Annotated in this window: 24 protein-coding genes and 1 pseudogene; 14 read left to right on the top strand and 11 right to left on the bottom strand. The window is 66.6% G+C overall.

Going from position 1 to position 26,997, the window contains the following annotated elements:
* Window positions 1-128: 128 nt before the first annotated feature.
* Genes ORG17_RS13380 through ORG17_RS13370 form a run of 3 tightly spaced genes read left to right on the top strand, consistent with a single transcriptional unit; the run spans window position 129 to window position 4,536 of the window.
* Window positions 129-1,460, top strand: coding sequence for an alpha/beta hydrolase (locus ORG17_RS13380; RefSeq protein WP_214527719.1), 1,332 nt, complete (start codon window positions 129-131; stop codon window positions 1,458-1,460).
* Entirely contained in the window at window positions 1,457-3,964 is a 2,508-nt protein-coding gene (locus ORG17_RS13375) for a bifunctional lysylphosphatidylglycerol flippase/synthetase MprF (RefSeq protein ID WP_214527720.1), read from the top strand. The genes ORG17_RS13380 and ORG17_RS13375 overlap by 4 nt, the downstream gene beginning before the upstream one ends.
* 38 nt (window positions 3,965-4,002) lie before the next feature.
* Entirely contained in the window at window positions 4,003-4,536 is a 534-nt protein-coding gene (locus ORG17_RS13370) for a hypothetical protein (RefSeq protein ID WP_214527721.1), read from the top strand.
* 229 nt (window positions 4,537-4,765) lie between these two features.
* Here the strand turns inward: ORG17_RS13370 and ORG17_RS13365 are convergent, their stop codons facing one another.
* On the bottom strand, window positions 4,766-6,283 hold the full coding sequence (locus ORG17_RS13365; RefSeq protein ID WP_214527722.1) for a SulP family inorganic anion transporter: 1,518 nt from the start codon (window positions 6,281-6,283) through the stop codon (window positions 4,766-4,768).
* A 216-nt stretch (window positions 6,284-6,499) separates the two neighbouring features.
* Between ORG17_RS13365 and ORG17_RS13360 the strand changes: the two genes are divergently transcribed.
* Window positions 6,500-6,886, top strand: a complete 387-nt coding sequence (locus tag ORG17_RS13360) for a MerR family transcriptional regulator (RefSeq protein ID WP_301565306.1) — start codon at window positions 6,500-6,502, stop codon at window positions 6,884-6,886.
* A gap of 165 nt (window positions 6,887-7,051) precedes the next feature.
* Here the strand turns inward: ORG17_RS13360 and ORG17_RS13355 are convergent, their stop codons facing one another.
* Genes ORG17_RS13355 through ORG17_RS13345 form a run of 3 tightly spaced genes read right to left on the bottom strand, consistent with a single transcriptional unit; the run spans window position 7,052 to window position 9,375 of the window.
* A complete protein-coding gene (locus ORG17_RS13355) occupies window positions 7,052-7,492 on the bottom strand; it encodes a hypothetical protein (protein ID WP_214527723.1) in 441 nt (146 codons plus the stop codon).
* 48 nt (window positions 7,493-7,540) lie between these two features.
* Entirely contained in the window at window positions 7,541-8,818 is a 1,278-nt protein-coding gene (locus ORG17_RS13350) for an MFS transporter (protein ID WP_214527724.1), read from the bottom strand.
* On the bottom strand, window positions 8,803-9,375 hold the full coding sequence (locus ORG17_RS13345) for an ArsR/SmtB family transcription factor (protein ID WP_111022089.1): 573 nt from the start codon (window positions 9,373-9,375) through the stop codon (window positions 8,803-8,805). Before ORG17_RS13345 ends, ORG17_RS13350 begins: the two co-directional genes overlap by 16 nt.
* Before the next feature lie 169 nt (window positions 9,376-9,544).
* On the opposite strand from ORG17_RS13345, the gene ORG17_RS13340 reads away from it, so the two are divergent.
* Complete coding sequence (locus ORG17_RS13340) at window positions 9,545-10,651, top strand: SGNH/GDSL hydrolase family protein (RefSeq protein ID WP_214527725.1); 1,107 nt, start codon at window positions 9,545-9,547, stop codon at window positions 10,649-10,651.
* A 180-nt stretch (window positions 10,652-10,831) separates the two neighbouring features.
* On the top strand, window positions 10,832-11,257 hold the full coding sequence (locus ORG17_RS13335; RefSeq protein WP_214527726.1) for a hypothetical protein: 426 nt from the start codon (window positions 10,832-10,834) through the stop codon (window positions 11,255-11,257).
* A 190-nt stretch (window positions 11,258-11,447) separates the two neighbouring features.
* On the opposite strand, the gene ORG17_RS13330 is transcribed toward ORG17_RS13335, so the two are convergent.
* Both ORG17_RS13330 and ORG17_RS18535 read right to left on the bottom strand, forming a co-directional pair.
* Window positions 11,448-11,924: a GNAT family N-acetyltransferase gene (locus tag ORG17_RS13330; protein ID WP_214527727.1), complete on the bottom strand. Its 477-nt coding sequence runs from the start codon at window positions 11,922-11,924 to the stop codon at window positions 11,448-11,450.
* A 1,184-nt stretch (window positions 11,925-13,108) separates the two neighbouring features.
* A complete protein-coding gene (locus ORG17_RS18535) occupies window positions 13,109-13,744 on the bottom strand; it encodes a TetR/AcrR family transcriptional regulator (protein ID WP_367616873.1) in 636 nt (211 codons plus the stop codon).
* 856 nt (window positions 13,745-14,600) lie between these two features.
* On the opposite strand from ORG17_RS18535, the gene ORG17_RS13325 reads away from it, so the two are divergent.
* From ORG17_RS13325 to ORG17_RS13290, 8 genes are all read left to right on the top strand, one after another.
* The gene (locus tag ORG17_RS13325; protein ID WP_214527729.1) at window positions 14,601-15,083 is read left to right on the top strand and encodes a hypothetical protein; all 483 of its coding nucleotides are present in this window, start codon (window positions 14,601-14,603) and stop codon (window positions 15,081-15,083) included.
* A gap of 76 nt (window positions 15,084-15,159) precedes the next feature.
* Window positions 15,160-15,612 (top strand): hypothetical protein, encoded by a 453-nt coding sequence (locus tag ORG17_RS13320; RefSeq protein ID WP_214527730.1) that lies wholly within the window; start codon window positions 15,160-15,162, stop codon window positions 15,610-15,612.
* 809 nt (window positions 15,613-16,421) lie between these two features.
* A complete protein-coding gene (locus tag ORG17_RS13315; RefSeq protein WP_301565304.1) occupies window positions 16,422-16,685 on the top strand; it encodes a hypothetical protein in 264 nt (87 codons plus the stop codon).
* 663 nt (window positions 16,686-17,348) lie between these two features.
* The gene (locus ORG17_RS13310; protein WP_214527732.1) at window positions 17,349-18,239 is read left to right on the top strand and encodes a hypothetical protein; all 891 of its coding nucleotides are present in this window, start codon (window positions 17,349-17,351) and stop codon (window positions 18,237-18,239) included.
* Entirely contained in the window at window positions 18,154-19,335 is a 1,182-nt protein-coding gene (locus ORG17_RS13305) for an IS30 family transposase (protein ID WP_214527733.1), read from the top strand. The genes ORG17_RS13310 and ORG17_RS13305 overlap by 86 nt, the downstream gene beginning before the upstream one ends.
* Window positions 19,336-19,638: 303 nt before the next feature.
* Window positions 19,639-19,941: a hypothetical protein gene (locus ORG17_RS13300; RefSeq protein ID WP_214586073.1), complete on the top strand. Its 303-nt coding sequence runs from the start codon at window positions 19,639-19,641 to the stop codon at window positions 19,939-19,941.
* A gap of 395 nt (window positions 19,942-20,336) precedes the next feature.
* Entirely contained in the window at window positions 20,337-21,077 is a 741-nt protein-coding gene (locus ORG17_RS13295; RefSeq protein ID WP_214527735.1) for a hypothetical protein, read from the top strand.
* Window positions 21,078-21,214: 137 nt separating this feature from the next.
* Window positions 21,215-21,403 carry a hypothetical protein gene (locus tag ORG17_RS13290; protein ID WP_214527736.1) on the top strand — a complete coding sequence of 63 codons (189 nt, stop codon included), beginning with the start codon at window positions 21,215-21,217 and terminating at the stop codon, window positions 21,401-21,403.
* A 520-nt stretch (window positions 21,404-21,923) separates the two neighbouring features.
* Here ORG17_RS13290 and ORG17_RS13285 read toward each other — a convergent pair.
* From ORG17_RS13285 to ORG17_RS13265, 5 genes and pseudogenes are all read right to left on the bottom strand, one after another.
* The gene (locus ORG17_RS13285; protein ID WP_214527737.1) at window positions 21,924-22,781 is read right to left on the bottom strand and encodes a pectate lyase; all 858 of its coding nucleotides are present in this window, start codon (window positions 22,779-22,781) and stop codon (window positions 21,924-21,926) included.
* 704 nt (window positions 22,782-23,485) lie between these two features.
* Window positions 23,486-23,800, bottom strand: a pseudogene (locus ORG17_RS13280) (TSUP family transporter); the annotation flags it as partial.
* A gap of 317 nt (window positions 23,801-24,117) precedes the next feature.
* Window positions 24,118-24,489 (bottom strand): histone-like nucleoid-structuring protein Lsr2, encoded by a 372-nt coding sequence (locus ORG17_RS13275; RefSeq protein ID WP_372450005.1) that lies wholly within the window; start codon window positions 24,487-24,489, stop codon window positions 24,118-24,120.
* A gap of 700 nt (window positions 24,490-25,189) precedes the next feature.
* Window positions 25,190-26,041: a carbohydrate ABC transporter permease gene (locus ORG17_RS13270; RefSeq protein ID WP_214527738.1), complete on the bottom strand. Its 852-nt coding sequence runs from the start codon at window positions 26,039-26,041 to the stop codon at window positions 25,190-25,192.
* Window positions 26,038-26,892 (bottom strand): carbohydrate ABC transporter permease, encoded by an 855-nt coding sequence (locus ORG17_RS13265; RefSeq protein ID WP_250892534.1) that lies wholly within the window; start codon window positions 26,890-26,892, stop codon window positions 26,038-26,040. Before ORG17_RS13265 ends, ORG17_RS13270 begins: the two co-directional genes overlap by 4 nt.
* Between the last annotated feature and the right edge of the window lie 105 nt (window positions 26,893-26,997).

Here is a 26,997-nt window from a genome sequence, read left to right as displayed (position 1 = left end):
GGTTCGCTGGGGGTTGTTCGAGCGCTGCCTGGGAGCCGCACAGGTGGGAACTGTGCGAACCGGAAGCGCGTCGGTGCCCCGTTCGCAGCGGGCCGACGCCACGATTGCACCGTCCGCCGGGAGGCCCCATGTTCCACGATCTGCTCCGACCCCTGTTCCACGTCGCCGTCGTCGCACCGTCCGTGCTCGTCCCGGTGGACGTCGCCGCGGGGCTCCTCGCCGTCGCCGCGCTGCTGCCGGCGTTCGGTCGTCGCTCCCGGCATCCGGTCCGCGGGCTGGTCTGGCGGCTCGGCGGCGTGGCCGTCGGTGCCGTGATCGGCCTGGTCGCGGTGTGGTGGTTCGGGGACGTCCAGGACCTGTACGGGGTGTCGTTCACCCCGATCACCCGGATGTGGGTGGCCCTGGCCTTCGGCGCCGTCGGCCTGCTCGTCGTGACGGTCGTGCAGGGCGGCTGGCTCCGCCGCGTGTTCGGTGTGCTCGCGGCGGTGGCGGTGGCCCTGGCCGCCGTCCTCGGCGTCAACGTCGACTTCGGGGCCTACCGCACGATCGAGCAGGCCGTCGCGACGGATCCGTACCCGTCCGGGCCGCTGGGACACGAGACGGGGGTGGGGCGCGCCTCCAGTCCGGTGGTCGACCCGGCCACCTGGCGGGCTCCCGCCCGGATGCCGCGACGCGGGAAGGTGCTCTCCGTCACCATCCCGTCGACCGTCTCCCACTTCCACGCGCGGCCTGCGGACGTGTACCTGCCGCCCGCTGCCCTGACCGAGCGACCGCCGACCCTGCCGGTCCTGATCAGCCTGGCCGGACAACCCGGCCAGCCGAGCGACATGTTCCAGGCCGGTCGGCTCGACGCGGTGATGGACGCGTTCGCCGAGGCCCACCACGGGCTGGCCCCGATCGTCGTGGCACCCGATCAGCTCGGGGCACCGGACCGGAACCCGATGTGCGTCGACTCGCCCCTCGGGCGCTCCGCGACGTACGTCATGACCGACACCACGAACTGGATCCGGCAGCACTTGCGCGTCGGGGCAGCGCCCTCGGCCTGGGGCATCGTCGGGTTCTCGCAGGGCGCGACGTGCGCCATGCAGTTCTCCACCGCGCACCCCGATGTGTTCGGTACGACCTTCGCGATCGCAAGCGAGCTCGCGCCCCTGAGCGGTTCGGTCGAGCACAGCATCGAGGTCGGGTTCGGCGGCTCCGCCAGCCGGTACGCCGCAGCGGCACCACGGGCGATCATGCGGACACACGGGCCGTACCCGGGGCAGCTGACCGTCTTCGCCTACGGCAGCGAGGACGACCCCTACGTCGCGTCGACCACGGCGCTCCGCGCAGCTGCGGACGCCGCGGGGATGCAGACCCGACTGTTGGTGTCCGAGGGTTCCGCGCACGACTGGAACACCGTCCGCGACGCCCTGCGCGTCGGGATGCCCGGCGTGATCGCGCACATGGGCCTCCGGTGAGCGCGGTGACGGCGGCCCTCGCGTGGGCGAACCCGAAGCATCTCGTGCCGGTGGCCCGTCGGTACCCGCTGACGAGTGTCGTCTCGGGCCTGACGATCGTCGTCGGCATCGCCGCCGTGGTGCTCCGCTGCGTCGGCGCACTCCACGGTCGGACGCTCGACACCCTGGGCGGGGCGATGGGCCCGCTCGGCGTGGTCGCGGTGACGTCCAGCGTCGTCGGGTTCCTCGTCACCTTCGTCGCCGTCGTGGTGTGCACCGGCGCGTCCGAACGGCTGCTCGGCTGGCGGCGCACCCTGCTCGCGATGGTCGTCACGACCGTCGTGGGGACCGGCCTCGGTGCCCTGCTCCAGCTGTTCGACGGAGCCCCGGCCAACCCCGGCTTCCTCGTGCACCTGGGACACGTCGGCCCCTGGACCTGGATCGTCGGGACCATCGTGACCGCGAGCGCGTTCGCCGGCGCCCTGTGGCGACGCCGGATCCGGGTCGTGTCGATCGCCGTCGTCGCGGCACTGCTGCTCTACGCCGGAAACGCGTCCGACCTGCACGCGGCGCTCGCCCTGGTCGTCGGCCTGGTGCTCGGCCGCCTGCTGCGACGGTCACCGGTACGGAGCGGCTGGACCCGGAGCTCCTCACGCGAGACCCGCGTGCTGCTGGTGGCCGCGGTCACCGTGTCGGCGGTCGGCCCCGTCCTCGCGCTCGTCACCGGTGCCCAACTCGGGCTGCTCGCCCCGCTCGCCGTGGTGCTCGACACCGGGCCGACCGGACGGATGCCGCACTGCTCGGTGACCGGGGTGACCGCCAGCTGCGTCCGGGCGCTCGCCGCGGTGCACCCGCACGGCCTGTTCCAGTCGCTGCTGGCCGTGATGCCGCTCGTGGTCCTGGCGGTCGGTGCGGTGGGCCTCCGGCGTGGCAGTCGGTTCGCGCTGTGGCTCGTCGTGACCGTCGACCTGGTCACCGGCCTCGCGACCGCCGTCTCGTACGGGGTGCTGCCCGAGCGGCACCACGCCGTCGTGCAGCGTCTGGCGTCTGACCACCTCGAGGTCTCGCTCTCGCTCGTCGCGTCGGTGCTGGTGCCGATCGCCACCGCCGTGGTGCTCGTCCTGCGCCGCGCGGACTTCCCGGTCCGGACCGACCGGCGACGACTGCTGACCTTCGCCGTCACGGTCGCGGGCGCGGCCCTGGTGCTCGCGGTCGTCGTCGTCGGCGTCGCCGTGGCTTCGGGCGACAGCGTGCGGGAGCCCCTCCACCTGGCGCTCGCCGTGCTCGGGCCGATCGCCCCCGTGACCCTGCCCACGCACCTCGGACAAGCCGAGCCGGCGCTGCGGTTCGTCGTCGGCATCTCGGGCCCGCTCCTGTGGCTCGCGGTGGCGATCGCCGCGGTCCGGCCGACCGGTGCCGGACGCTCGGACAGTGACCTCGACGGGCAGGACGCCGCGCGGGCGGCTGCTCGGGCGCTCCTGGTCGCTGGCGGCGGCGACACCTTCGGGTGGATGACGACCTGGCCCGGCAACGAGTACTGGTTCACCGAGGACGGCCGAGCCGGGGTCGCCTACCACCGCACCGGGAGCGTCGCCGTGACGACCGGCGGCCCCTTCGGACACGAGGACGCACGGCTGGCGGCGCTCGAGGGCTTCGCACGGGCCGCGGACGACCACGGCTGGACGCCCGTCTTCTACGGCATCGACGCCACCCTCGGCGCTGCGCTCGCCCGACTCGGTTGGACGACGCTCCCCGTGGCCGAGGACGCCGACCTCGACCCGCGCACCTGGACCACGACGGGCAAGCGCAAGCAGGACGTCCGCACGGCCGTGAACAAGGCCGCACGGTCCGGCACCACCGCGCTCTGGTCGGACTGGGCCTCGCTGCCCGGATCGGTCACCCGCCAGATCGAGGTGATCTCGGAAGAGTGGGTCGCCGAGCGCGAACTGCCGGAGATGGGGTTCACCCTCGGCGGCATCGACGAGATGCGCGACCCCGCCGTCCGGACGCTCGTCGCCCTGAGCGAGGACGGCACCGTCCTCGCCGTCACCAGCTGGCTCCCCGCGTACCGTGCCGGGCAGGTGGTCGGGTGGACGCTCGACGTGATGCGCCGTGCGCCGGACGCCCCGAACGGTGTGATGGAGTTCTTGGTCGCGAGTGCGGTCGACCGGATGCGCGCCGACGGTGCCGAACGGCTCAGCCTGTCCGCCGCACCGCTCGCGTCCTCGGCGGAACCGCAGGGCTCCGGCCGGAGCGGCGTCGAATCGGTCCTCGACGTCGTCGGCGGTGCGCTCGAGCCCGTCTACGGGTTCCGTTCCCTGCTGCGCTTCAAGGCGAAGTTCGGGCCCGACCTGCACCCCCTGGTGATGGCGTACCCGGACCCGGTGGCGCTGCCCACCATCGGCGTCGCGATCGTCCGTACCTACCTGCCGGGGTTGTCGCTGCGCCAGGCGGTGGCGATCGTGCGGGAGCGGCGTCCGGCACGCGGAGTCCGGGCCGAGCCGCCGGCGGAACGAGTGGGCTGACCCGGACGGGTTCCGACCGCCGTCGGTACGTTCGGAGCATGGGAACCGAACGGGCCGACGGACCGGCCGTGGACGAGCACGATCCGTACGAACGCCGACCCGGGTACGTCACGAGTGGCGACGGCCGGACCGACCGAATGACCACGGACATGTTCGTGGGCATCGCGGTCGGGTTCGTCCTGGTGATCGTCTTCGGGTCCTTCCACATCGTCGAATGGCTCGCGATCGGAGCGGCCGTCGTCATCGGCGCTGCGGTGTGGTTGGTCCTGCGCAGCCGGCGACGGCGTGCAGATCGCCGCGCGGGTCGGTCGCCCGACGCCGTCCCTCGTGCTCGGGACCGCGCGATCGCCGAAGCGAACGGTGGGCGCCGGTTCTTCGTCGCCCAGAACCCGGTCGTCGTCATCGTGATGGGCGCCGTCTTCATCGCTGTCGCGGTCGCCCCGCTGCTGTTCGGTGGGGTCTCCATCGGTCGGATCGTGACCGGGGTCATCGTCGTCGCGAGCGGTGTCGTCTGCATCGTGCAGGGGATCGGCACGCTGCGGGTGCATCGTCGGGAGCGCAGCGGCGGCTGATCCCCGGTCGTCAGGCATCCGGGGGCCGGTGGAGGTCAGCGTGTTGACGAACAGGGGCCGCGAGACCTGGCGGCCGTACTGGCCCTGGGAAGGCTGATACGTCGTCGACGCGATCACAGGGCGGACGGGAGGCCCGGTGCCAGCTGGCACCGTCCCTCCAGGCTCGGCCGTCACCCCGCTGGCGCGGTGCGCCGGTATCGGCTGGAGGGGCCGGGCGGAGGTGCGTGACTCAGTGACCGGCGCCGAGGTTTCCGGCGAGGCGCGCGTGGAATTCCCGGCTGGCGTCGTTCATCCCGGGGATGTCGACCCGCTTGCCGTGCGCGTGGTACTTCGTCTCGATCGAGTCGAGGGCGGCGACGGTGGAGGCGTCCCACACGTGCGACCGGTTCATGTCGATGACGACGAGTTCGGGGTCGCCGACGTAGTCGAACTGTGTGGTGAGTTCGTTGCTCGATGCGAAGAAGAGTTCACCCTCGACCAAGTAGATCGCGTGCTGCTCACCACTGTCGGTGGTCTCGATGCTGCGGGTCACGGAGGTGAAGTGCGAGACCCGGCGGGCGAAGACGACCATCGCCGCGATGACACCGATGATCACGCCGATGGCGAGGTTGTCGGTCGCGACGACGATCACGACGGTGAGGACCATGACGATGGTCTCCCCGACGGGCATGCGCTTGAGGGTGGAGGGCTTGATGCTGTGCCAGTCGAAGGTGCCGACGGAGACCATGACCATCACGGCGACGAGCGCGGCCATCGGGATGACCGCGACGACGTCGCCGAGCCCGACGACGAGCACGAGCAGGAACACCCCGGACAGGAACGTCGAGATGCGGGTGCGGGCGCCGGATGCTTTGACGTTGATCATCGTCTGGCCGATCATCGCGCAACCACCCATGCCGCCCATGAATCCTGAGCAGATGTTGGCGATGCCCTGCCCGAGGGCTTCGCGGGTCTTGCGTGAGCCGGTATCGGTGACCTCGTCGACGAGCTTTGCCGTCATCAGGGACTCGAGGAGCCCGACGAGGGCCATGGCGAGGGCGTAGGGGGCGATGATCGTGAGCGTCTCGAGGTTCAGCGGGACGTTCGGGATGAACAGCGTCGGCAGGCTGTCGGGGAGCTTGCCCTCGTCGCCGACGGTCGGGATCGCGATGGACGCGAGCACGGTGACGAGGGTCAGGACGACGATCGCGACCAGCGGCGCGGGGATCGCCTTGGTGAGCCGGGGCAGGAGCACGATGATCGCGATGCCGACGATGGTGATCGGCCAGACGAGCCAGTCGACGCCGATGATGTTGGGCAACTGAGCGGTGAAGATCAGGATCGCGAGCGCGTTGACGAACCCGACCATCACCGACCGGGGCACGAACCGCATCAGCTTCGCAGCTCCCAGCCCGCCGAGGATGAGCTGGAACACGCCGCCGAGCAGGACGGTGGCGATCAGGTAGTCGATGCCGTGCTCCCTCATCACCGGGGCGACGACGAGGGCGATGGCGCCGGTCGCACCGGAGATCATCGCGGCACGGCCTCCGACGATCGAGATGACGACGGCCATCACGAACGCCGAGAACAGCCCGACGCGGGGATCGACGCCGGCGATGATCGAGAACGAGATCGCTTCCGGGATCAGCGCGAGGGCGACCACCAGGCCGGCAAGGGCCTCACGGGTCAGCAGGCGCGGGCTCTTCAGTGCGGACAGGACGGTGGGGCTGGTGTGCACCTGAGCTGGTGCGGGCGTGACCGTTGTCACGGTTCTCCTTCGATGAGGGGGCGGACGCTCCGCGCCCGCAGGGGAATGTCGTGGGGCGCTGCGTCGCGCACGCCGGCCGCGGGGGAACGAACCGGGAACCCGAATCTTCCGTTGCGGAAGAGTTGGTCCTGTCCGACTCTAACGCAACGGAAGGGTTGCTGCGCAAGGGTCGGTACGATCGGTCAGGACCGGGCAACCGGGCGGAAGGTGGCAGCAGTGACGGACGCGGCAGGTGCATCGACGATGCGCATCGGTGAACTCGCCGAGCGGTCCGGTCTGTCGATCCGGACCGTGCGCCACTACGACGACGTCGGCCTCCTCCATCCCACCGGCCGGACCGAGGGCGGCTTCCGGCTCTACTCCGACGACGACCTGCAGCGTCTCCTCGTGATCCGCCGGATGAAGCCCCTCGGCTACTCCCTCGAGCAGATGGCCGAACTCCTCAGCATCGTCGACGGACTCCAGGCGGCGGACGGCACCGCGCGCGACCGGCTTCAGGCGCAGCTCGACGCGTACATCGTGGACACCGAGGATCGCCGAGCCAAGCTCGCCCGCAACCTCGACTGGGCGGACGAGTTCCTCGGCATCCTTCGACGACACTGATCGATCAGCAGCAGACACCAAGCGCGGAGCGGAATCTGCGAGCAGAGCCGCGGAGATGCGCAGCAGGCTGTTCCGACCGTGGTTATTCGTTGCACGACCGGCTGGTGAGACCCGGGCGGTCAGACGGCGTGAGTCCGTGGCGTCGGTACTGTCCCCGTGTGAGCCCTAGGCGACTGGCCCGATTCCACCCTCAGCGGTCATGGTGCGCTCGAGCAACGTTCGACGCAGGGTCGCCACCCTGGACCTGGCCCGATCTGGAGCGACCACGGCCATGACGTTGATCCCGTCCGCTGCCATCTGCACGGCCGTGATCGTTGCAGTGTCCAGGCCATCGAGCGCCAGCTCCCGATCCCAGTAGTCGATGTCATCGGTGAGCAGTGCGGCAATGCTCGGCTCGGTCGACAGCGCAAGCCACAGCGACAGCGAGGTCCCCGGATCCCGGTCATCGGCGACGAGGTCGCAGACAGCGCGGACGTAGGCGCGGAGGAGCTTTCCCGGAGCGTTCTCGGAGAGGTCCACCCGCTCAGCGACCGCCTCGCGGAACCAGGCGAACGAAGCGATCCCGAGCTCACGGATGAGGGCCTCTCTGGACGGAAAGTGGTGCAACCATGTACAACTGCACGCTCACCGACGACACGGTGGGCTCCTCCTACGTCAGCAGCGGGATGACCGACAGTCACTGAGCACGGTCGGTGCCGGTTCCGAACGGCGTTCCATGAGCCGCCACGATCCGCCGAGCAGCGGCGTGAGCGTCACGACCGTGTACACGACCGCGACGACGGCGAAGGTGGCCTCGACCCCCACGCCGTCGGCAGCGAGCCCGGCGACCAGGCCGCCGACGGGGATGCCCGCCCACGCGCCGGCACCGAGCAGGCCGAACACCCGCGCGCGCATGTGCTCCGGGATCCGCTCGAGCTCGACGGCTCCGAGGATCGGGTTGATCGAACCGGCCGCGAGCCCGGAGAGCGCGGCGGACGCGAGCATCCACGGCAGGCCGAGCCCGAGCGCCGGGACGATCAGTGACGGCCCACCGGCGAGGACGAAGCACAGGGTGAAGACCAACCGTCGCGGCACGCGGTGCGCCACGTACCCGAAGGCGACGGAGCCGAGGAACGCCGCACCCCCGAAGACGCCGGTGACGAGCCCGAGCGCCTGCGCGCCGCCGAGCTGCTGGTCGGCGTAGAGCGGGAGGAGCGTGGTCGAGCGTGCGGCGTCGAGCAGGTTCGTCACGAGCACCAGCGCGACGACGAGCCGGAACAGGGGATCGCGGACGCAGAACCGGAACCCGTCGGCGATGTCGCGCCAGTACCCCTGCGACTCCACGGGCTCGCCTGGCTCGACCGGCGCCACCGCGCCGCGGACCGTGAGCGCCGTGAGCAGCGCGGCTGCCCCGAAGGTGATCGCCACGCAGGCCAGGCCCGGCATCGGACCGAGGACGGCGACCAGGGTCCCACCGAGGGGCGCACCGATCAGCACCGACAGCCGTGACGACGCCTCGAAGTGGCCGACGGCGCGTTCGAGCGGCACGCCTGCCGCGGTCGCGAGCCCCGGCAGGAGCACCCGTCGGGCGGACTCACCCGGGGTGTCGAACAGCCCGCTGACGAACACGAGCGCGAGGAGCGCCCAGAACGGCAGACCGACGGTCCAGGCGAGCACCGGCATCGCGAGCAGGGTGAGCCCGCTGACGACGTCGGACGCGACACTCGAGCGGACGAACCCGACCCGCTCCACGAGGGCGCCGCCGAACGGACCGCCGAGCACGATCGGCACCGTCGCCATGAACGCGGCGATGCCCACGTCGGTGGCGGAGCCGCCACGCGCGAGGACGGCGAACGGCACGGTGATGGTGGTGACGACGTTCCCGATGCGCGACACCACCTGCACCGCGAGCAGTGCGCGCAGTTGCGCGCGGGGGCTCAGGCGCGCGGCCATCGGTACGCCTGGTTCAGCACGAAGACCTGCTCAGAGCCGTCCCCGGCGTGGTGCTCGGCAGCGACACCGGCCCAGCGGTCCACGACGCCGCGGAGTTCCTCGCCCATGTCCTGGAGCTCGGCTGCCGTCAGGCGGAGCACGCGGTCCGAGCTCGAGGACGCCGACACCCACTCGCGTCCGAGCGTCGGCGCGAGGTCGACGAACGCCTCGTAGTTCGCGGCGTACACGCGGGCGACCGCGTGGTCGAGGGCGTTCGTGGCGAGCAACCGCTCCGGGTCGTCGAGCGCGTCGGCGAGCTCCCACACGGAGGCGTCGTGTGCGGCTCGCCACCAGCGCTCACGGCGGTCCGTGCCCGCGTCGGGAGCGGGTTCGATGAAGCCCGCGGCGGCGAGTCGGGTGCAGTGGTAGCTGATCGTCCCCGGCGCCTCGTCGATCACCTCGCCGATCGTCGCGGCGGTCTGCGGGCCGTTCGCCCGCAACAGGCCGAGGATGCGCAGGCGCGTCGGGTGAGCGAGGGCGCGCATCTGGGCGGGGTCGTCGATCCGTCCTTGGGTCATGGTGCGACCCTACATGCACAAGAAGTATTGTGGAGTTCGCCCAATGTTCGGCGTCGTCGTGCGACCTCCGCACCTTGTGGCCCTCTCATGGCGCGGGGCGTCCCGCCGACCTGCCGTCTACTTGTCAGACGATCGTCTGTCGAATGGACCTCTGGAAGGAACCTGCTCCATGCGTCACGCTCCTCGCCTCCGCCGGACCAACGCGCTGCTGATCACCAGTGGCGTCCTGACGGCGGCAGCGCTCGCTGTCGGGGCAGCCGGGCCCGTCTCCGCGGCCAACGCCGACGGCGCGGCGCCCGCCCAGTCCGTGGCCGCCGTGTCCTCGCCGTCCCGCGGTGACAGCTACGTGGCCCTCGGCGACTCGTACGCGGGCGGCTTCGGCGTCGCCCCCTACGGCTCGGGTCCGGCGGCTGGCTGCTTCCAGTCCACCACCGACTACCCGCACCAGGTCGCGGCATCCCTGGGTCTCCTGCTCGATGACCGCGCCTGCTCCGGTGCCACCACCGGCAACATCACCCGGGTCCCGCAGGCGACCGGTGTCGGCAGTGCCACCGCGCCCGTCCAGGCCGACGCGCTGTCCAAGGACACGGACGTCGTCACGGTGTCGATCGGCGGGAACGACCTGGGGTTCACCGACGTCATCTCGAACTGCGTCGCGCTGGACAAGGACGGTCCGGTGTTCTCGGAGATCCACGGCAAGACCTACGACCACTGCAAGGACTACTACGCACCGGTCGTGCACGGCGTCGAGCGGGACCGTCTCGCAGCGCGCATCCACAACACGGTCGCGCCACGGCTCGCGCAGACGTTCCGTGTGATCGCGCAGCGTGCGCCGCGGGCGAAGGTGTTCGTCGTCGGCTACCCGATGATCGCGCCGGGCTCGGCGCAGTCCCCGAAGGGGTGCTTCTCGAGCCTCCTCGGTGACTCCGGACTCGAGCCGCCGTTCCCGCAGAACGCGTTCCCCTTCACCGCGACCGACACCGCCTACTTCCACCGCACCCAGAACGCGCTCGACGCAGCGGTGAAGGCTGCGGCGCAGGCTCGTGGCTTCACCTACGTCTCGACGCTCCAGGGCTCTGCCGCGCACACGCCCTGTGCTGCGTCGGGTTCCGCCTGGATGGCAGGACTCACCCTGACCGATCGCGGCACCGCCGCGAACAGCACGCCGCTGGCCGGGACGAAGTACAGCATCCTCTTCGGCGCACTCCACCCGAACGCCGCCGGCATCGCGTACCTGCGTGACCAGACCAAGGCCGCGATCGTCCGATCGCGCTGACGCACCAGCGCCTGCTGGTCGCGTCGTCGACGCGACCAGCAGGCGGACGGGAGGCCCGTTGCCAGCTGGCAACGGGCCTCCTGTCCGTCTCGGGTGGACCACCGGGCGTCAGGTCGCCAGCGCTCGACATGTTGTCGGACCGTGACCCGGCAGGGCGTCTCGTTCAGCCATGCTCGTCCTGTGCAGAAGCCACTCGTCCTCGCCGCCGCCGGACTCGCGCTGGTCGCGCTGCCCCTCCTGTCGGCGTGCAGCGAACAGCCAGCTGACCCCATCGCATCCGCCCGCACACTCGCCGATGCGCCCGAGTGGGTCAGCAACCCGAGCGGTACCGACTGCGGGGACGTGGAGCTCGAGGCCGACGGTGCGCTCCCCGCCGAGAGCCTGCGGTGCCTGCGGGACGCGAGCGAAGCGGGCGAAGCGGCCTCGCTCCAGTGGGGCCGGTGGACGACCGAGGGTGATCCGACCCCGTCCTTCGTCCGGACGGATGGTGCAGGGGCCACGGTGGCGTCGACTGCGGCGTACGACACCTACGGCCAGGGTGGGTGGAGCGAGTACGGGTGCACGGACATCGCGGCGTTGCCGAGATGCTCGGACGTGGGGGAGTAGGGGCGGTTCCGGTTGCGGATCGGCTACCGCACATGTGCGGGCGTTTCTGGAGCCCGCCAGGATCCGGGGATCTCGGTGTCTCAGTAGACCCGCCCGGCGAGGTGCCCGGTGACGGATCGGCTATCGAGACGCCGCCGGCGGCGACGTGGTGAGCCGGGAGGGCTGCAGTTGGCGGCCCTCCCGGCTCGGATCAGAGTGTCCGGGCGTAGTCGACGGTCGGGTACGGGATGAAGCCGAGGGATTCGTAGAGGGCTCGTGCTGGCGCGTGGAAGTCGTCGCCGCCGGTTCCGATGTGCACGACGGCGACGCCAAGCTCTTCGAGTCTGGTCAGTGCCGCTGAGCAGAGCGCTCGCGCGACTCCGCGTCGTCGAGCGTCAGGGTGGACGGCAACCATCTCCAGCCGTCCGGATGACGTGCCCGTGATGTTCCAGCCGACGTAGCCGAGCGGTTTGCCGTGTTCCTCCGCCAGTGTGATGAAGCGGCCCTCATCGGGAGCGAGCAGGGAGGGGACCTCGCGGTGGTAGTCGTCTTCCCAGTGTCCGTGGTCGTGCGCGGTGACCTCGGCTCTTAACTGCACGAGTGAGCCGGCGAGGAGGGGGCGGAAGGTATCGATCGTGAGCTCGGTGAGCGCGGGCAAGTCGAGCGGGGTGCAGTCGCGGATGTGCATGGTTGCGCTTCTCTCGTGAGCAGTCTGAAGGCTCCACGCCCGGGGTTGGGGTGGAGGAGAGCGACGGCTAGGGCCGTCCCTTCAGTCGCGCGTGCGCCAGCTCGCGAAGCAGTCCATGTCACCACGGTACCGAGGGAGACTCAGCCGAGGAAGAGGTGCGCCCTCGTGCGCCTTGGCCACCCATCGGCTATCGAGACGCCGTCGGTCCGCAGGTGCGGGTCGAGCCGGGAGGTGTTCTCCCTAGTCCCGGCTCGATTCGCCGGGGCCAGAAGAGTGCGCTGTCCCCATCCAGGGACCGTTCCGACCCGATCGGTCCGGCACCTGCAGTCAAGGTCCTCGCTCCACATGTGTGCCGGCTGGCACCGTGTGGCCGGGTAGCGCGATGCCTGGTTGTCCTCAGAAACGAGGACGCGTAGGTTCCTTCTGCGAGCCACACCCGATTGGTCTTTCGACCAAGGCTCGTTGGTGAGCATCGACGCTCCGGTCCTGGAGCGTTGCCCTAGCGCTCGGACCGGGGCGCGATTGCCCATGGCGCTTGCGTTCCTAAGCCGATATCGGCTACGAGGGCTACGGTCGGGTGAGGGGTCTCACCAGCCTCCTGCGCGGGCCGGAGTTGAGCTGACGATCCCCCGGTCCGTCCCCATGCCGGTGGACCCATGCAAGCCGTGCGGCGAGCGGTCGGCTTTCCGACTGGTTCGGGGAGCGGGTTCGTTTCGCTTGCTTAGTGGTCGGGCGCGGCATGGTTCGACCCCCACATGTGCGGGTGCGGTACTGAGCGTTCCTCCGTAGTTTCGTGTGGAGTTGCACAGTGCAGCCATGGGGGCTGTGCGTTGGTGTGACGCGTTGAGGGGTTCTCCGCGTGTTCGTTGCGTCGTTGTCTGGTCGTGTTCGTGGAGCGGTCCTGGCGGTGGTGACATTGGTTGCCCTGTTGGGGTCGCTGTTGGTGGTGGTGTCGCAGCCGGCACCGGCGCAGAGAGCGACGACTCGCCAGCCCAGATCTAGCAGTATCCCCGGTTCCCGATCCTGCCCGTGTTCGACACCACGCGGACGGACCCGGCGGCGACTTGATCGAGCATCCAACCGGGAAGAACTAAAGGGAAGGTATTGCATATACCGACGGGTTGAATCCTTAGCGACGCCCTCCTAGTTCTGGGTATCAACCTTCCTAATGCTGTTGATGCAGTTCAACAGGCAGCGTTCAGTTCGTTTGGCATTGATGCGGGCCCCACTTGATTAATGCGTTCTCCCGCATCTCGAAAGCCAAATGACTCGAATAGTGGGATCCAAAGAGCCTTAAGGTGATCGATGAATTCTTCGAACCCGAACTTTTGGGACGATGTCAAGAGACCGTAACTAGCATTCAGAAGTAGTGACGCGGCATGCGTGGGTAGTAACCGTGGGTTAATATTTGCATCAACGAAGCAAGCATGAAGTTCGCGGTTTATCAGCTCGGGCCAATTGAAGCCGGGAGGAACGGGAAAATTTGTCGAAGCCGCCTCGTGCAAAAGCCGGATTGCGCCCGCAGCGATTGGGGACTGTCGTGCTTCGACGGACGTCGTTAGGAGCAACGTTGCTAGATATTCGAGATGTGCCCTCTTGGGTATGACCTCCGCGATTGTCCTCCACCGTTGCTGTTGCTGCTCGATCACCGCTAAGGCAAGCGAGGCTTTCGACGGGAATTGGTGGTACCCGATCGCTGATTTTGGTTTCCCCATTGCCTTCGTGATTCGGGATAGGGATGTTGCTTCGTAGCCAAACAAGGCAAATTGGGCACCGGCCGCTACAATTATCGCTTGCCGTGCTCGCTCTGGTGCGGTCATCTCATCCACTCAGCCTGCTCCTCGTCGCAGTTCCCTCTCCTCCATCGTAGCAAGCCCCCTACGGTCGGCCTAATGGGCGTCGACAGTTGCCCAGTCGTCGCGGACTTCGGTGACCCATGCGGAGCGTATCCAGAAGGAAGCCCGGACGCACTCATGACTGCCGTTTTGAACTACGGCGAGACGATTCGAAGTCCCGGGCCGATGACGCTCGCAATACTGCACACGATCGGCTGGTAAACCCGCGTTTCGCCCTAATCAAGCCGGGGGAGCGCTGCATGAATAAATAACATTTTTGGTAGGTCGGAATCGAACAGGCGGATTTTGGTCGATTCGTGCGTCTCGCAGCGCTAACTCGCTGCGACGTAGCGAGGGTTCATAGGAACGCCTGCACGGCCTCGATATCATTTATTCTTGATGATGCATCAGGAATGGGCACTCACAGGGCCTCCTCCCTAGAGGTTCAGCAGACGAGCCTCTAACGGTCGGGTATCCGAAGCAGTCAGCACAGCGAGAGGCCCCAGAGCCTCTCTCGCTGCTGCCTCAGCCCCAACCAGGTGGAGCTCTGATTAGACGGCAGAGGGCGCGTCTTACTCACCGGCGCCCAGTTCATGCTGGCCGCTATGCAGTGAGCTTCAGGCCGGCACCCCTGTGGACTCTCAGGCTTTCTCCCTCGCGCGAACCAGCACCCGGCTATACGATCGTCTAGAGAACATTGCGGTGCGCCTTCTCTTGTCGACGACCAGCTAGGACCTCCACGTCGAGGGGTTCGAGATCGACGACTGGATCGGGGTGTCCCACAAACAGCGAGACCTTGAGTGCTCGAACACTTATCAGCATGATGAAAAGGATGAGGAATATGATTTTCAGTAGCCGAAAGGCCGCCATCCCCGAGGGGCAATTTCGATCCTCGCGAGGTGTGATGATTTCGGCCGCCTTGCTGTGCGCAGTGAGTGCGCTTGTCATTACCGGCCCGGCGCCGGCGCAGGCGCAGGCCGGCTACCGCGTGTGTGGGGCATACAATTCTTCGAATCAAAGCGGAGGGTATGGCACAGGACTCATCGTGAAAGTGGCAAACGGAGGTGACTCGACGTGTCAGAGCAAGCTGCAGTTCATGAAGAAATACTACGGCAATGCTTGGCAAGGATCAACTGCGGTGAAGTTCTTTTCGATGGACACATGTGAGCATTTCGCTGTAGCCACCGGCATGCCCCAAATTACTTCACAGCTGGATCCATGTCCCGGGATGGCGGTCAATAAAATCTATCGATACTATTCTACCCTCGATTTGAAGCATCCCTCACGTAAGCCACACGTGGATGCGCAACCTTGGCACAATTGATCATCTCGGTATCCGACAGAGTGACGACGCTCGATAGCACGATTCGATCCCGAACAAGACATTATTAGGAGATCTCATGCGCTCTCTCAACCACACGCGAATTGGTAGACGATACACCTACGCGGCAACCACGGTCCTGCTTGGTGCGGCAACAATCGTGGCTGGTGCCGGGATTGCTCAGTCTGCACAGGCCGAGACGCTCGACAACTCCAGTGGTAGCAACGTGGCAGTTACCTTCCACACAGCATGGCGGGGCACCTCGTCGGATGTGCGGTCGATCCTGGTGTCAGGGCCGAAAGGCTTGCGGACTTGCATTACTATCACAAACTATCGACCGAAGCAGATTCCCTGGGCTAACTGGAGCTACTCGCTACCCGACGCCCGGCTCAACGTTCAGTCGTTTGGGGCTCCAGGATGCAACCCTGATTATGCTTTCGCCGGCGGTCGTGGGACGCTCTTCCCAGGCATGGCGAAGAATTGGATCATTTTCAACGACCGCCCGCCCGGTTTGCAGTCGAAAGGCGTGTGAATCGCATCGGCTTCGAAGGCTGAAGGGACTAGGACTCGCCAAGGGTGACAGCCTTAACTTGCTCTTAGCATCCAACAGAGCGCCCCGGTTCAGATCGGGGCGCTCCCTCTCGTTGTGGCGTGAGTTCCACCGGAAGGAGGCGGAGCGCGGAGGGCAACTCGTAGCCGTCCGGGGTCCTACCGATGAGGAGGAGTGCGTACATCAACTCCGAAGCCATCCAGAATAGGTTTCTGCGCCGCGCAGAGCGATGATGAGTGCGTCGGAACAACTTGCTCAATTCGGTGGCCTGGTAAGAACTCTCGTGGTTGAAAGCGAGGGGGCCTAGGCGATGTCGTAAGCCCGGATCCGTAGCTACCTGCCCCCGAGCGCGGCGAGTACTAAACTGATGAAGAAGTTTGCTCCTGCCTCCTGGGCGGGCCGACAGGGCGCGAGTGACGGGATGAGGGCGCGCCTTATGAGCGCCTTTTGCGGAAGGGTTGACGCTCTCTTCCCCCTTCTGGTGCAGGGGCCCGAGCGGTCGGTAGGCGCAGAGTTCAATGAACGTGACGATCCCCGCGATGGTTTCGGGAGCGTTCGGAAAGCCTGCGGCTTATATCGCGGCTGGGACATCGGTGCCCTCAGCTTGCAGGTGCTGCCAGGCGTAGACCAGTGTCCGTAGCCCCGCCGGATCGGCGGATTGGGTCTCGTCGATGAGGATGACCAGGGGAGTACATTCTCGATGCCGGGTCCACTTTCGGAGGACGCTCAATACCCTCAGGAGGGCCATCCGTGCTCATAACGGAACGGCCGAGTCGCGGAGACGCACCCGCATGCGTCTCTCCAAGCTCCTCGTAGAGCTTCGGATGGCCACCGTGGTGCTGGCGCTCATCTCGAGTGGCGATCGAGTTGAGGGAACCGAGCAGCTGTCTCGGCGAAGCATCCCGATGAGGCACAGGCACCCGTTTGCAGTACCGGTGGGTGACGTCGTGCCGGCGGCGCCCGTGCACGCGTGGATCCGCAACTACCGCGGTGTCGATCGCCGCGTGGAAGCGAAGGTGATCGCCGCGACCAGTGACGCCGTCCTGATCGAGTGAGGGAGCGGTCAGACCGCGACCGCGGCATGGGTGAGGCGGGCTGCTGTGAAGCACCGCGTGGAGCTCTCAGCGACGTCATAGCCAAACCGGTTGCTGGGCGTCGAAGGCCCCGCATAGCGTCATTGCTGCACTCGGAATATTTTCACGGGTTACCGGGTGCACCTGGTTGAGCCGCCTCGATCGGTTCGATCTAGTGCGGCCCCGTTCTGTTCCCCTCAACAGGCCGGGGCCGCTTCACATCGCCGGCCTCTGCGCGCCGGCGAGCTCCTCGTGTGCGCGGAATCCTCAGCGGGTCGCCGGCGGTGGCCTGTTCTGGTCTGAGCGGGCCACCTTTGGCGGGCTGATCTTGTCTGAGGGGAGCCGGCAAGCCGGCCAGTGCTTGTCGAACCCTGACGGGTTCGTTGTTTGCCCGGGAAGCCTTCGGCGATTGTACGGACGAGGTTCCGGGCCGCAAGCCGTCGCCACCACCGCACGCGAGAACTTTCGACCGGCACCCTCGTGCTCATCTCCTCCGTCAATGGATGGCGCCGGTCGAAACTTCTCGGACTCATCGAGAACATCGCCGTCACCCACATGACGGACTAGCCCCAACCCGCGGTCGCCGTCGACGCGACTCCCGCTGCGGCGGGCGTCGACCTGGTGCGCGTCCCCGCGGCGGACGTGGTGATCGAGAACAACGTCCGCACCGCGGCCGATCTCGACCCGGCGTTCCTGGCCTCCGTGAAGCAGCACGGGGTGCTCCTGCCGACTATCGGCTACCGGAACGCCGACGGGGCCGTGGTGGTCCGCGACGGGCAGATGCGCGTCCTCGCCGCCTGCGAGGCTGCCGTGGCTGTCCCGGTGTTCGTCACGGCCCGTGACGACAGCACCGCCAAGCGGATTGCGGAGCAGTTGGTAGCGAACGAGCGCCGCACTGCCTTGACGGACGGTGACCGGCTCGCGGCGTACCGCCAGTTGGAAATTGAGGGCCTGTCGGTCACCGCGATCGCCCGCGAGACAGGCACGAAGCGTGACGCCGTGAAGCAGACCCTCACTGTCGCGAAGTCGGACGCGGCGGCCACGGCCGTGGCGTCCGGGCAGGCGACGTTCACCCAGGCGTTGATCCTGTCCGAGTTCGACGGCGACGCCGACGCAGTCACCGAACTGACGGAGTGGATTGCGGAGGGCTACGACGACGAACTGACCCACGTCGCTGCGGCGAGGTCGGTTGGGCACCAGGGAGGCCCCGAGAACGATCATCACGGCGAGTGTGACGCCGTCTGCGTACCCGGGTCGTACGAGACGTATCCATACCAAGAGCATGTGCGACACAAACGGCACAGCGCGCCGGTCGTGTCTCTCCCTCGGAGCGTCACCCACGCCCAGAGTCGAAGCGGATACCGTTCAAGGAGTCAGCCACCGACGTCCGATAGCCGATCCTTGGGTTCAGCTGGTCGTTGCAACACCACCGTGAATCGGAGCGTTGCAGATGGGAGCGAGGCTTGGACACCGTGCGCGGGAAGCGCGGTTCTGGGAGCTATTGAGACAAGGTCTCGGGCGGACGGCGGCCTGTGATGCTGTCGGCGTGGATCGACGTCAGGGATACCGATGGGTCAAAGCCGCCGGCGGGCGGAACCCGTTCGCGCACAAGCCGCGCTCGGACAGGTACCTGAGTCTGGAAGAGCGGCTGCAGATCGCGGACCTGCGCCTCAACGGTGCCGGCGTGCACGCGATCGCGAAAGCCCTCGGCCGGGCTCCATCGACGATCAGTCGCGAGCTCAGCAGGAACGTTGCAGCTAGCGGGAACTACCGGCCGTACTCGGCGGAGAAGCAGTGCCGAGTCCGAGCGCGGCACCCGAAGTCCCGGAAGCTTGACCGGGTCGAGCTTGCCCTGCAGGTCGAGTTGCGGTTGGTGAGGAACTGGTCCCCGGAGCAGGTCCGTGATGACCTGGCCAGGACGTTCCCTGACCGGCCGGAGATGCACGTATCGCACGAGACGATCTACCAGTCCCTGTTCGTGCAGGGCCGCGGGCACCTGCGCGCTGACCTGCACAAACACCTCCGCACCGGCCGCGCCCTCCGCCGGCACCGGGGCGAGCCCCGGAGGGCGTCGTGGTCGAAGATCTGCGACATGATCCTGATCAGTGAGCGCCCTGCCGAGGCCGACGACCGTGCCGTTCCCGGCCACTGGGAAGGTGACTTGATCGTCGGGATCAACGCCAGGAGCGTGATCGGCGCCCTGGTCGAACGCACGACCCGATACGTGATGCTGCTCCACCTACCTGATGGGCACAGTGCCGACGCGGTCCGCGACGCGATGATCCCCACGATTCAAACCCTGCCCGAGCATCTGCGTCGGTCGTTGACGTGGAATCAGGGCACCGAGCTTGCCCGGCACAAAGACATCACTCTCGCCACGGACTTGGCGATCTACTTCTGCGACCCGCACAAGTCCTGGCAGCGGGGCTCGAACGAGAACACCAACGGTCTGCACCGGCAGTACTTCCCCAAGTCCACCGACCTCAGCGTCCACACCCTGGAACGGCTCCGCGAAGTCGCCGCGGAACTCAACGGACGACCCCGTAAAACGCTGGACTATCGCACCCCGGCAGAAGCGTTCGAGCAGCTACTCTCGGACCCGAAACAAACACCCGTTGCAACGACCCCTTGAACCGCCATCGGCTATCGAGACGCCGTCGGCACGCAGGTGCGGGTCGAGCCGGGAGGTGTTCTCCCTAGTCCCGGCTCGATCCGCCAGAGGCCAGAAAAGTGCGCTGTCCCCATCCAGGGACCGTTCCGACCCGATCGGTCCGGCACCTGCAGCCAAGATCCTCGCCCAACATGTGTGCCCGCCTGGCACCGAGCCGTCGGCTGTCCAAGTGCCGCATCGCTGACCCTCGGGAGAGCGAACTCTCACTACCGTCCAAAGAGGTGTGCGATGGGAACGGGTCCATCGGCACCTGCTTGGAATATGATGAAGAACCTCGGCTACGGCTCGGCAACGATCCTGGTCAGCGACGCTGCCGTATCGGTGGTCCTGCACTACGCGGCGATCCTCGCGCAAACCGGGGAAGGAGACGTCGTCGACGTCCCCAACACGGACGACGACGGCCTCGGCGTGACCGCCAGCATTGTCCTCGGCCCAGGGATCCCGGTGATGGCAACGAATGCCCCTGACGACATGCTCGAGCACGACGACCAGGACTTCGTCGACGAGATCACCGGACGCGTCGCGGTGGCGATGCGTGGTGCGCTGAGCTGCGGGTGTACTGGTTGAGGTGCTGAACCTGGTTCTCCTCAGAAACGAGGACGCGTAGGTTCCTTCTGCGAGCCACACCCGATTGGTCTTTCGACCAAGGCTCGTTGGTGAGCATCGACGCTCCGGTCCTGGAGCGTTGCCCTAGCGCTCGGACCGGGGCGCGATTGCCCATGGCGCTTGCGTTCCTAAGCCGATATCGGCTACGAGGGCTACGGTCGGGTGAGGGGTCTCACCAGCCTCCTGCGCGGGCCGGAGTTGAGCTGACGATCCCCCGGTCCGTCCCCATGCCGGTGGACCCATGCAAGCCGTGCGGTGAGCGATCGGCTATCAGGCACCCTGCCCCTCGTGTTTGAGGCATCCGACGCAGGGCGATCGCCGTCCAGCATCTCGCCGCGGGGGAGCCGTCCCCGATCATGGTGCCGCCGGTAGATCGTGTCTGGAAGGGGGAGGCGTCGGTCGCGGACGTCGAATGGGCGCTGGCAGAGATCCCGAAGTACCGCCACCCAGCCGGCCTCCGGGGCCGGCGTGACGCCTTCCTCGTGGTCCTGGTCGGCTTCCTGCAGTTGAGTCGTCAGGAGGCCCGGAGCATCACGCCCGGGCTGATCGAGCTCGGCAACATCGTGAAGATCCACGGCCGCGTCATCCCCAGCAACGACGACCCGGTCACGTGCCTGGCATGCGCCGTCACACGATGGCTCCGTGTGGTCGGGAACGCCTACCTCGGCCATCAGCACGAGACCCGGGCGCTCCTGGACTCGACGAAGGCTGATTTCTCCGAGCATGACTGTGGCTTCCCCGTCACCGAACCGTGGCGTCGCGCAGCCAAGATGCTGCTGTCGCTCGACATCTACGGCTGGACCAGGACGGATGTGCCGCTATCGAAGCGGTCGATCACCTCCATCGTCCCGGCCAGGCGCAGCTCGTCCGGGTTCGTCGAGAACGTCGGAGCGCACACTCGGAAGTCGAGCCGCTTCGACGCTCTGAGTGCTGCCGAGACCTACAAGGAGGCCGGTGAGCTCGAGGTGCGGGCGGCCGCAGCGTTCGCACGATCCGCCGAGGTACTCGCGGAAGCGCATCGCCTCGGCCTCGCGATCGATGACCTCCTGGTGCCGATGCCCAACGACGACGAGGGTGACGACCTACAATTCAGCTGAGCCTCGAGTGGGCAGAAGCAATACGTGTTTGAGCTCTCGCGAGATGCATACCGATCCTCGCGGGCCACGAACATCGGCAGCCAAGGCAACCGGTCCGCAATTTCCCTGCAGCATTGCGCCGTTTCTGCATGCGGCGTGTGGCGTTGTGGCTGCCGCTCGAAATCCCTCCGGTTCTGGCGAAGAAGATGGTGATGCTCACCGAGGAAGCGCTGCCGGCCGCTGTCTTCTACCTGATCCAGACGTTGCACACGCTCGAGAGTCGAGACGATCGTCGACGCCATGCTGCATACCATTTCGGAGCGACCAGCACGGCCGCGACGGTGTGACCTGCGCGGCTTGCATGGGGCTCATGAACGACGCCGGGGATGGTTTGCCCGCCTACCTTGAGCCGTTGGTCGCCAGCCTTTCGCCGCACGCGCAGGCCACGGCGATGTTGCAGGTCGGCGGCCTACTGATCCTGACCTTCGGTGCGGCCCTCGACGCGCCGCCCGGGAAGGCACCGGTTTGCTGGCGCTTCCCGAGCGACGCAGCGCAATCGGCGAGCTCGACAGCAACGACGACGTCCGACAGGGTAAGGCTCAGGCGCCCCGGGTCGCGCTTCCCGGCCGCCGCCGCGGGGCTCATCCAGGTTTGTCGGATTACAGCTAACAACTGGGAAGCCGGTGGCGGCGTTACGGCGATCGGCGACGCCATGGGCCGAGGAACGTACTCGGCAACCACACGGGAGGCGCGGTGCCAGCTGGCACCGCGCCTCCCGTCCTTGCCTAACCAGTCGTGAAGGCCTGCTGGCGGATAGGTTCTTGGATCGCCCGGCTGGAGTGCGCTCCATTAACTATCTTCGACGAATCACCCCTGGAAGACAATTTTTGACGGGTCGAAACGGCAATAGGTCCCGTCGGATATGTCGCCCGGAAGATATTCCGCTGGGCGGTCGGTGTGTCCGATGGTACGCTGACACACCTGCATCCTCGAGCCGCGTACTACCACGTCGGAGATGTCAGCCGTATCGCCATAGTTCACGTTAACACCGGCAATCTTGTACTTGCCGTTCTGAATGAAGTCGTTCTGAATGTAGAGATGTCTCGTGTGTTGATGCACGCACTGACCGCAACTGCGCATCAAAGTGCCGATATTCTCGGCAGTAAATCCCGTCACCGACGCTGTACCGGCACCGTCGATCTGGAACACTTTATCGTAGGCGTTCTTTGCCCCGCCCCCGATGACTTTCATGACAGAAGAGCTTGGCGAGCCCTCTTGAAGGGTCGCTGCGTCTTCTCCAACGCTCAGCCACCAAACGTGGTCGAGCGTGCACGTTCCAAGGCAGTGCACTCCATCTGCCGCTGGCGGCTCGATGATAAGATTCTTCACGGTCGCACCCGGCTCGACCACCACCACGGGGTTCTGAAGCTCACTGGTTCCAGACGTCGTTCCGCTGATTCCTGCGTTGTGGAAGTCCCGCGTGGTGCCTGCTGGAATCACCAGTGGGGTACGCGCAACTGGCAGCTGCGCGGTCGGTGTAGGGAACACCGAAGCAACTGGGAGTGGTTCTCCCTTGCGAGCTGGCGTCCAATGCCCCGGCGTTGCGGTCTGCTCAGCAGGCTGGACTGAGTGCTGCAGCACATCGCCTCCTACAGGGGAATCGGCGAATGCAGGGCTTGCCAAAGCCCCTACTGCAGCGAGCACGCCGCAGGTCGTGACAATCATCAATCGAGATCGTGACCGAATACTCATATGACCTTCCCTTTCCATTGCGTCGGGAGGTGCACACGGTTGAAGTCGTGCCGTGCTGTCCCGCAGGTTGGCAACGAAGTCCGGCGCCAATCAGGATGACCGAAGCTGTTTGCTATATGATCGTCTGACCAGTACCTTAGACCGCAATGGTGCCCATTTATGTGAGACTGCACTCAGGTGAAGTACGAACGTGGGACGCAGACCGAAGACTCATCACTAAAAAGCGTCCCGAACCCGGAGTCGCCGGAACGCTGGCAGCGGCAATGCGGCCGGTGTCTTCACCGAGTATCGGAGTGGGACCCGGCGTAACAGGAGGTGGAGGGCGCCCCTGCAGGATTGGTAGACCGCGGTGCGGTGATTGGCGGGCGGTCCCTTGACGGACCGTTCTTGATCAATCCGAGATCGTCGCCCGGAACCCGACCGATTTTCCTGAGGCTGAGTTGGTCGCGCTGAACCTTCCCAGGACCAACACGGCAGTCAGCGTGCCGGCCGCGACCAGGGGTAGCACGGTGAACCATGATCATCCCTGCTTCGGCTGCGGCCGTTGCTTAGCCCCGTATTGAGACCGCGCTGAACAGCGTCGCGATGTACAAGTGTTCTACGGTTGAGCGGCTGTGGCACGTCAGCCAGTCCGACCCATCCGTGGATGCTGGCCTCGTCGGGTACGCCTACCTCCTGATGGCTACGACGACAAGCGCGACGACGACGGGTTTGAAAACGCTTGCCGGGAGCGCGGCTGCAAAGTTCGCCCCGCCGAAGCTGCCCACGAGGGCAATAGCTGCCATCGGCAGGGCTGTCCGCAGATCGGGGTGGGCACGCCGGTACCAGGTGACCGCACTGGTGGTGGTACCGGACAGCGAGGCGAGTTTGTTGGTCGCGAGGGCCTGGACGGTCGTGATGCCCGGGACGAGGAGAAGCGCTGGTAATTGCAACAGTCCACCTCCCCCGACGACTGCGTCGATCCATCCGGCCGCGAGAGCAGCCGTGAGCATGAGGACGGCGACAGTGATGGTGATGTCCCCGAAAAGGTCAGGAGTCACGGCTGCCTCGGGAGATGGGGTACAGGCGAGGGCAGACAGCCGGCGCTCCTAGGGGGCGCGCGGGCTGCCTGAGGATCAGTCTTGTTACACGGCGTAGTCGTACGGCAGATTTGCTCGATGCTGTTCAATTCCCCGAAGATGAAGCTCTTCCGACCTTGGCTCCGAACGATTTATCTGAGGACGATCTGACATAAGAGCGCCCTATCGGCGTGAACGAGAAGAGCCGGCCGCCCTCGAGGGCGGCCGGCTCTTTTCGTGGGGGAGTGGCGTCAGTGTGCAGCGTCGTATGCGTCGCGGACGGCCTGGCTGATGCGGCCGCGGGAGGAGACTTCGTGGCCGTTCGCGTTGGCCCACTCGCGGATCTTCGCGAGCTCTTCCGAGTTCCCACGTTTCGGCGCGCTGCCGCCACTGGTGCGCCCGGCGCGGCCCGTGACCTTACGTGCGGCGGCCATGTAGTCGGAGAACGCTTCGCGGAGCGCCTCGGCGTTGTCGTCGGTGAGGTCGATTTCGTAGTAGGCGCGGTCGAAGCCGAACGTGATGGTGCGGCCCTTGCCGTCTTCGATGGTGTCGCCGGTGAGGTCGTCGACGAGGTGCGTGGTGACTTTTTGCGCCATGGGAGGTCGCCTTTCGCTCGGGGGCATCTCCACCCTGGCATAGCTTGCCTTCAAGATCGTCGTTGAAGTCGAAGCCCCGGTATTGCAGTCTCGAGGTCACTTCTGGCGACACATCGATGCTCTGCTTCTGCAGCTCCGTGACGCTGTGGCCGGCGATGCGGATGCCCAACAAGATGGAGCGCCTGCTCGAATGACTCCGCGACCACATCCCTGCCCACGTCCAGCAAGTCACTCGACGCGCTCGACGCGCTCGCGCAGGCGCCGCGGCTCAGAATGGAGCTCGAAGGCATCCTCGTGTTGATGCCGATGCCGATGCCGAACGACGACGGTGAAGCCGACGACGCCTGGCCCCGCGGCGCCGGCTCGAACACTTGCCGCGACGCCTGACCTGCCGCCCGTCTAGGTCATCGTCGACTTCATCCAGACCCGTCCGCGGCGGCTTATCGGATTCGCCGAGTGAGCCTCTCGCGATCTCGTGTGCCTGCAGCTCGTCCACATGGGTCGACCGCACAGACGCCGATTCCCCAGAGAACGCCTCACTCATTGCATGCTCCGCTCTCGAGGCCGAGCCTGAATCCGGACCCGAGCCTGCCCTCCGCGCGACCGTGGCTGGTTCATGTTCCGCGACCTCTGCGCACCGACGAGCTCGCAACCCGACTCCGCGTTCCTGGCCGAAGTGCCGCCTGGCACAACCGACGAGTTCCACGTCGACTCGAGCAAGCGAGCGTCATCCCTTGACGGCCGAACCGGCGACACTCTGGATGAAGAACCGCTGGAACGCGAGGAAGACGATCAGGACCGGCAGCACCAGCAGGGTCCCGAAAGCGAACGTCTGTCCCCAGTCGACCGGCGTCTGGCCGGAGAACACGCTCATCTCGAGCGGGAGCGGGCGGGCGTTCGGATCGGACGTCACGATCGACGGCCAGAGGTACGACCCCCACGAGCTGAGGAACGTGAGGATGGCCACGGTCGCGACGACCGGTCTGGCGTTCGGGACGACGACCCGGGCGAACGTGCCGAAGGCCCCGAGACCGTCCAGGCGCGCGGCCTCCTCGATACTCTTCGGCAGGTTGAGGAAGAACGTGTAGAACAAGAAGATCGAGAACGCGTTCGCCACGAACGGGATCATCTGCACGAACAGGGTGTCGCGATGGCCGTTCAGCAAGAACAGCAGCGGGACCGCGACGGACTCGAACGGCACGATGATCAGCAGGACGACGATGACGAACACCGCGTTCTTGCCGCGCCACTGCAGGCGCGCGAAGGAGTAGCCCGCCATCGAGTTCACGACGAGCCCGCCGAGCACGATGACCAGCGAGATGGCGACGGAGTTGCCCATGAACCGCCAGAAGTACCCCGTCGCGTCCGAGTCGAGGGCCTTGAAGACCCCGAGGTAGTTCTGGAGCGACAGGTGGATGGGGAGGAAACCGGTGAAGCCATCGAGGACCTCGGAGCTCGGCTTGAAGCTGCCGATCAGCAGGTAGTAGATCGGCGAGAACATGACCGCCGACATCACGATGAGGATGGCGTAGGAGCCGGCCTTCGAGAGTCGCTTGCGGGTGGGTCGGATGGTGCTCAACTTTCGCTCCTCTGGCGCAGGGCGGCTCGCTGGACGAGGGTGATGACGACGATGATCAGGAAGAGGACCACCGAGATGGCGGCTGCCTGACCGACGCTGTTCTCGGCGAGGATCGCGTTCGTCGCCTGGTACAGGACAGTGCGGAGGGCGTTCTCGTTCCCCCCGGCGGTGGTGATCAGGATGTACACCTGGTCGTAGACCCGGAAGGCGAAGATCGTCGTGAGCAGCACGACGAAGATCAGGGTGTTCCGGACGCCGGGCACGGTGATGTAGCGGAACTGCTGGAAGACGTTCGCTCGGTCGAGTCGTGCGGCCTCGTAGCGCTCCTCGGGGATCTCCTGCAAGGCCGCGAGGATGATCACCATCTGGAAGCCGACGCCCTGCCAGACCGACAGGACGATGACGGAGAACATCGCCGTGTTGCCGGAGCCGAGCCAGTTGTGCGCGCCGACGGTCCCGCCGGTCACGGTCTCGACCGCGCTGTTCAGCAGACCGTCCCCGCTGCGGTCGAGGATGACGCGCCAGATGACAGCGACGAGCGCCATGGGGAAGACGACGGGCATGAAGAAGAAAGTGCGGAAGAACTTGATGCCCTTGAGCTGCTGGTTGAGCAGGACGGCGAACACGAGCGCCAGCCCGGTCTGCACCGGGATGACGACCGCGGCGAAGAAGAGGTTGTTGCCGAGAGCGCGGAAGAACTGCGGCGCCTCGACGGGGTCGGCGAAGAGGCGCACGTACTGCGTGAATCCGAGGAACGTCGGCGGACGCGGCGACCCGATCTGGACGTTGAAGAACGACAGCCCTATCGCGGCGACGAAGGGTACTGCGATGAACAGGACGATGCCGCTCATCGCGGGGAGGGCCATTAGCGGACCGGCAAAGGCGCCGCTCCGCTGTTTGCGCAGTTGTCGGGGAGCGCGGCGCTCCCGCGCCCTGGATGGCGTCGGCGGGGCATC

The organism is Curtobacterium flaccumfaciens pv. betae, assembly GCF_026241855.1.
In the GTDB taxonomy this organism is placed as follows: Bacteria; Actinomycetota; Actinomycetes; order Actinomycetales; family Microbacteriaceae; genus Curtobacterium; species Curtobacterium flaccumfaciens.
Note: the sequence above shows the minus strand (reverse complement) of the source record. Positions and strands in the feature narration are given on the sequence as shown.

Bases quoted from the DNA above. Each gene is read 5' to 3' on its own strand.
- ORG17_RS13380 (WP_214527719.1), top strand. From the start codon at position 129: ATGTTCCACGATCTGCTCCGACCCCTGTTCCACGTCGCCGTCGTCGCA.
- ORG17_RS13370 (WP_214527721.1), top strand. From the start codon at position 4,003: ATGGGAACCGAACGGGCCGACGGACCGGCCGTGGACGAGCACGATCCG.
- ORG17_RS13350 (WP_214527724.1), bottom strand. From the start codon at position 8,818: ATGGCCGCGCGCCTGAGCCCCCGCGCGCAACTGCGCGCACTGCTCGCG.
- ORG17_RS13345 (WP_111022089.1), bottom strand. From the start codon at position 9,375: ATGACCCAAGGACGGATCGACGACCCCGCCCAGATGCGCGCCCTCGCT.
- ORG17_RS13340 (WP_214527725.1), top strand. From the start codon at position 9,545: ATGCGTCACGCTCCTCGCCTCCGCCGGACCAACGCGCTGCTGATCACC.
- ORG17_RS13330 (WP_214527727.1), bottom strand. From the start codon at position 11,924: ATGCACATCCGCGACTGCACCCCGCTCGACTTGCCCGCGCTCACCGAG.
- ORG17_RS18535 (WP_367616873.1), bottom strand. From the start codon at position 13,744: ATGACCGCACCAGAGCGAGCACGGCAAGCGATAATTGTAGCGGCCGGT.
- ORG17_RS13325 (WP_214527729.1), top strand. From the start codon at position 14,601: ATGATTTTCAGTAGCCGAAAGGCCGCCATCCCCGAGGGGCAATTTCGA.
- ORG17_RS13320 (WP_214527730.1), top strand. From the start codon at position 15,160: ATGCGCTCTCTCAACCACACGCGAATTGGTAGACGATACACCTACGCG.
- ORG17_RS13315 (WP_301565304.1), top strand. From the start codon at position 16,422: ATGCGTCTCTCCAAGCTCCTCGTAGAGCTTCGGATGGCCACCGTGGTG.
- ORG17_RS13305 (WP_214527733.1), top strand. From the start codon at position 18,154: ATGGGAGCGAGGCTTGGACACCGTGCGCGGGAAGCGCGGTTCTGGGAG.
- ORG17_RS13300 (WP_214586073.1), top strand. From the start codon at position 19,639: ATGAAGAACCTCGGCTACGGCTCGGCAACGATCCTGGTCAGCGACGCT.
- ORG17_RS13295 (WP_214527735.1), top strand. From the start codon at position 20,337: ATGGTGCCGCCGGTAGATCGTGTCTGGAAGGGGGAGGCGTCGGTCGCG.
- ORG17_RS13285 (WP_214527737.1), bottom strand. From the start codon at position 22,781: ATGATTGTCACGACCTGCGGCGTGCTCGCTGCAGTAGGGGCTTTGGCA.
- ORG17_RS13275 (WP_372450005.1), bottom strand. From the start codon at position 24,489: ATGCCCCCGAGCGAAAGGCGACCTCCCATGGCGCAAAAAGTCACCACG.
- ORG17_RS13265 (WP_250892534.1), bottom strand. From the start codon at position 26,892: ATGAGCGGCATCGTCCTGTTCATCGCAGTACCCTTCGTCGCCGCGATA.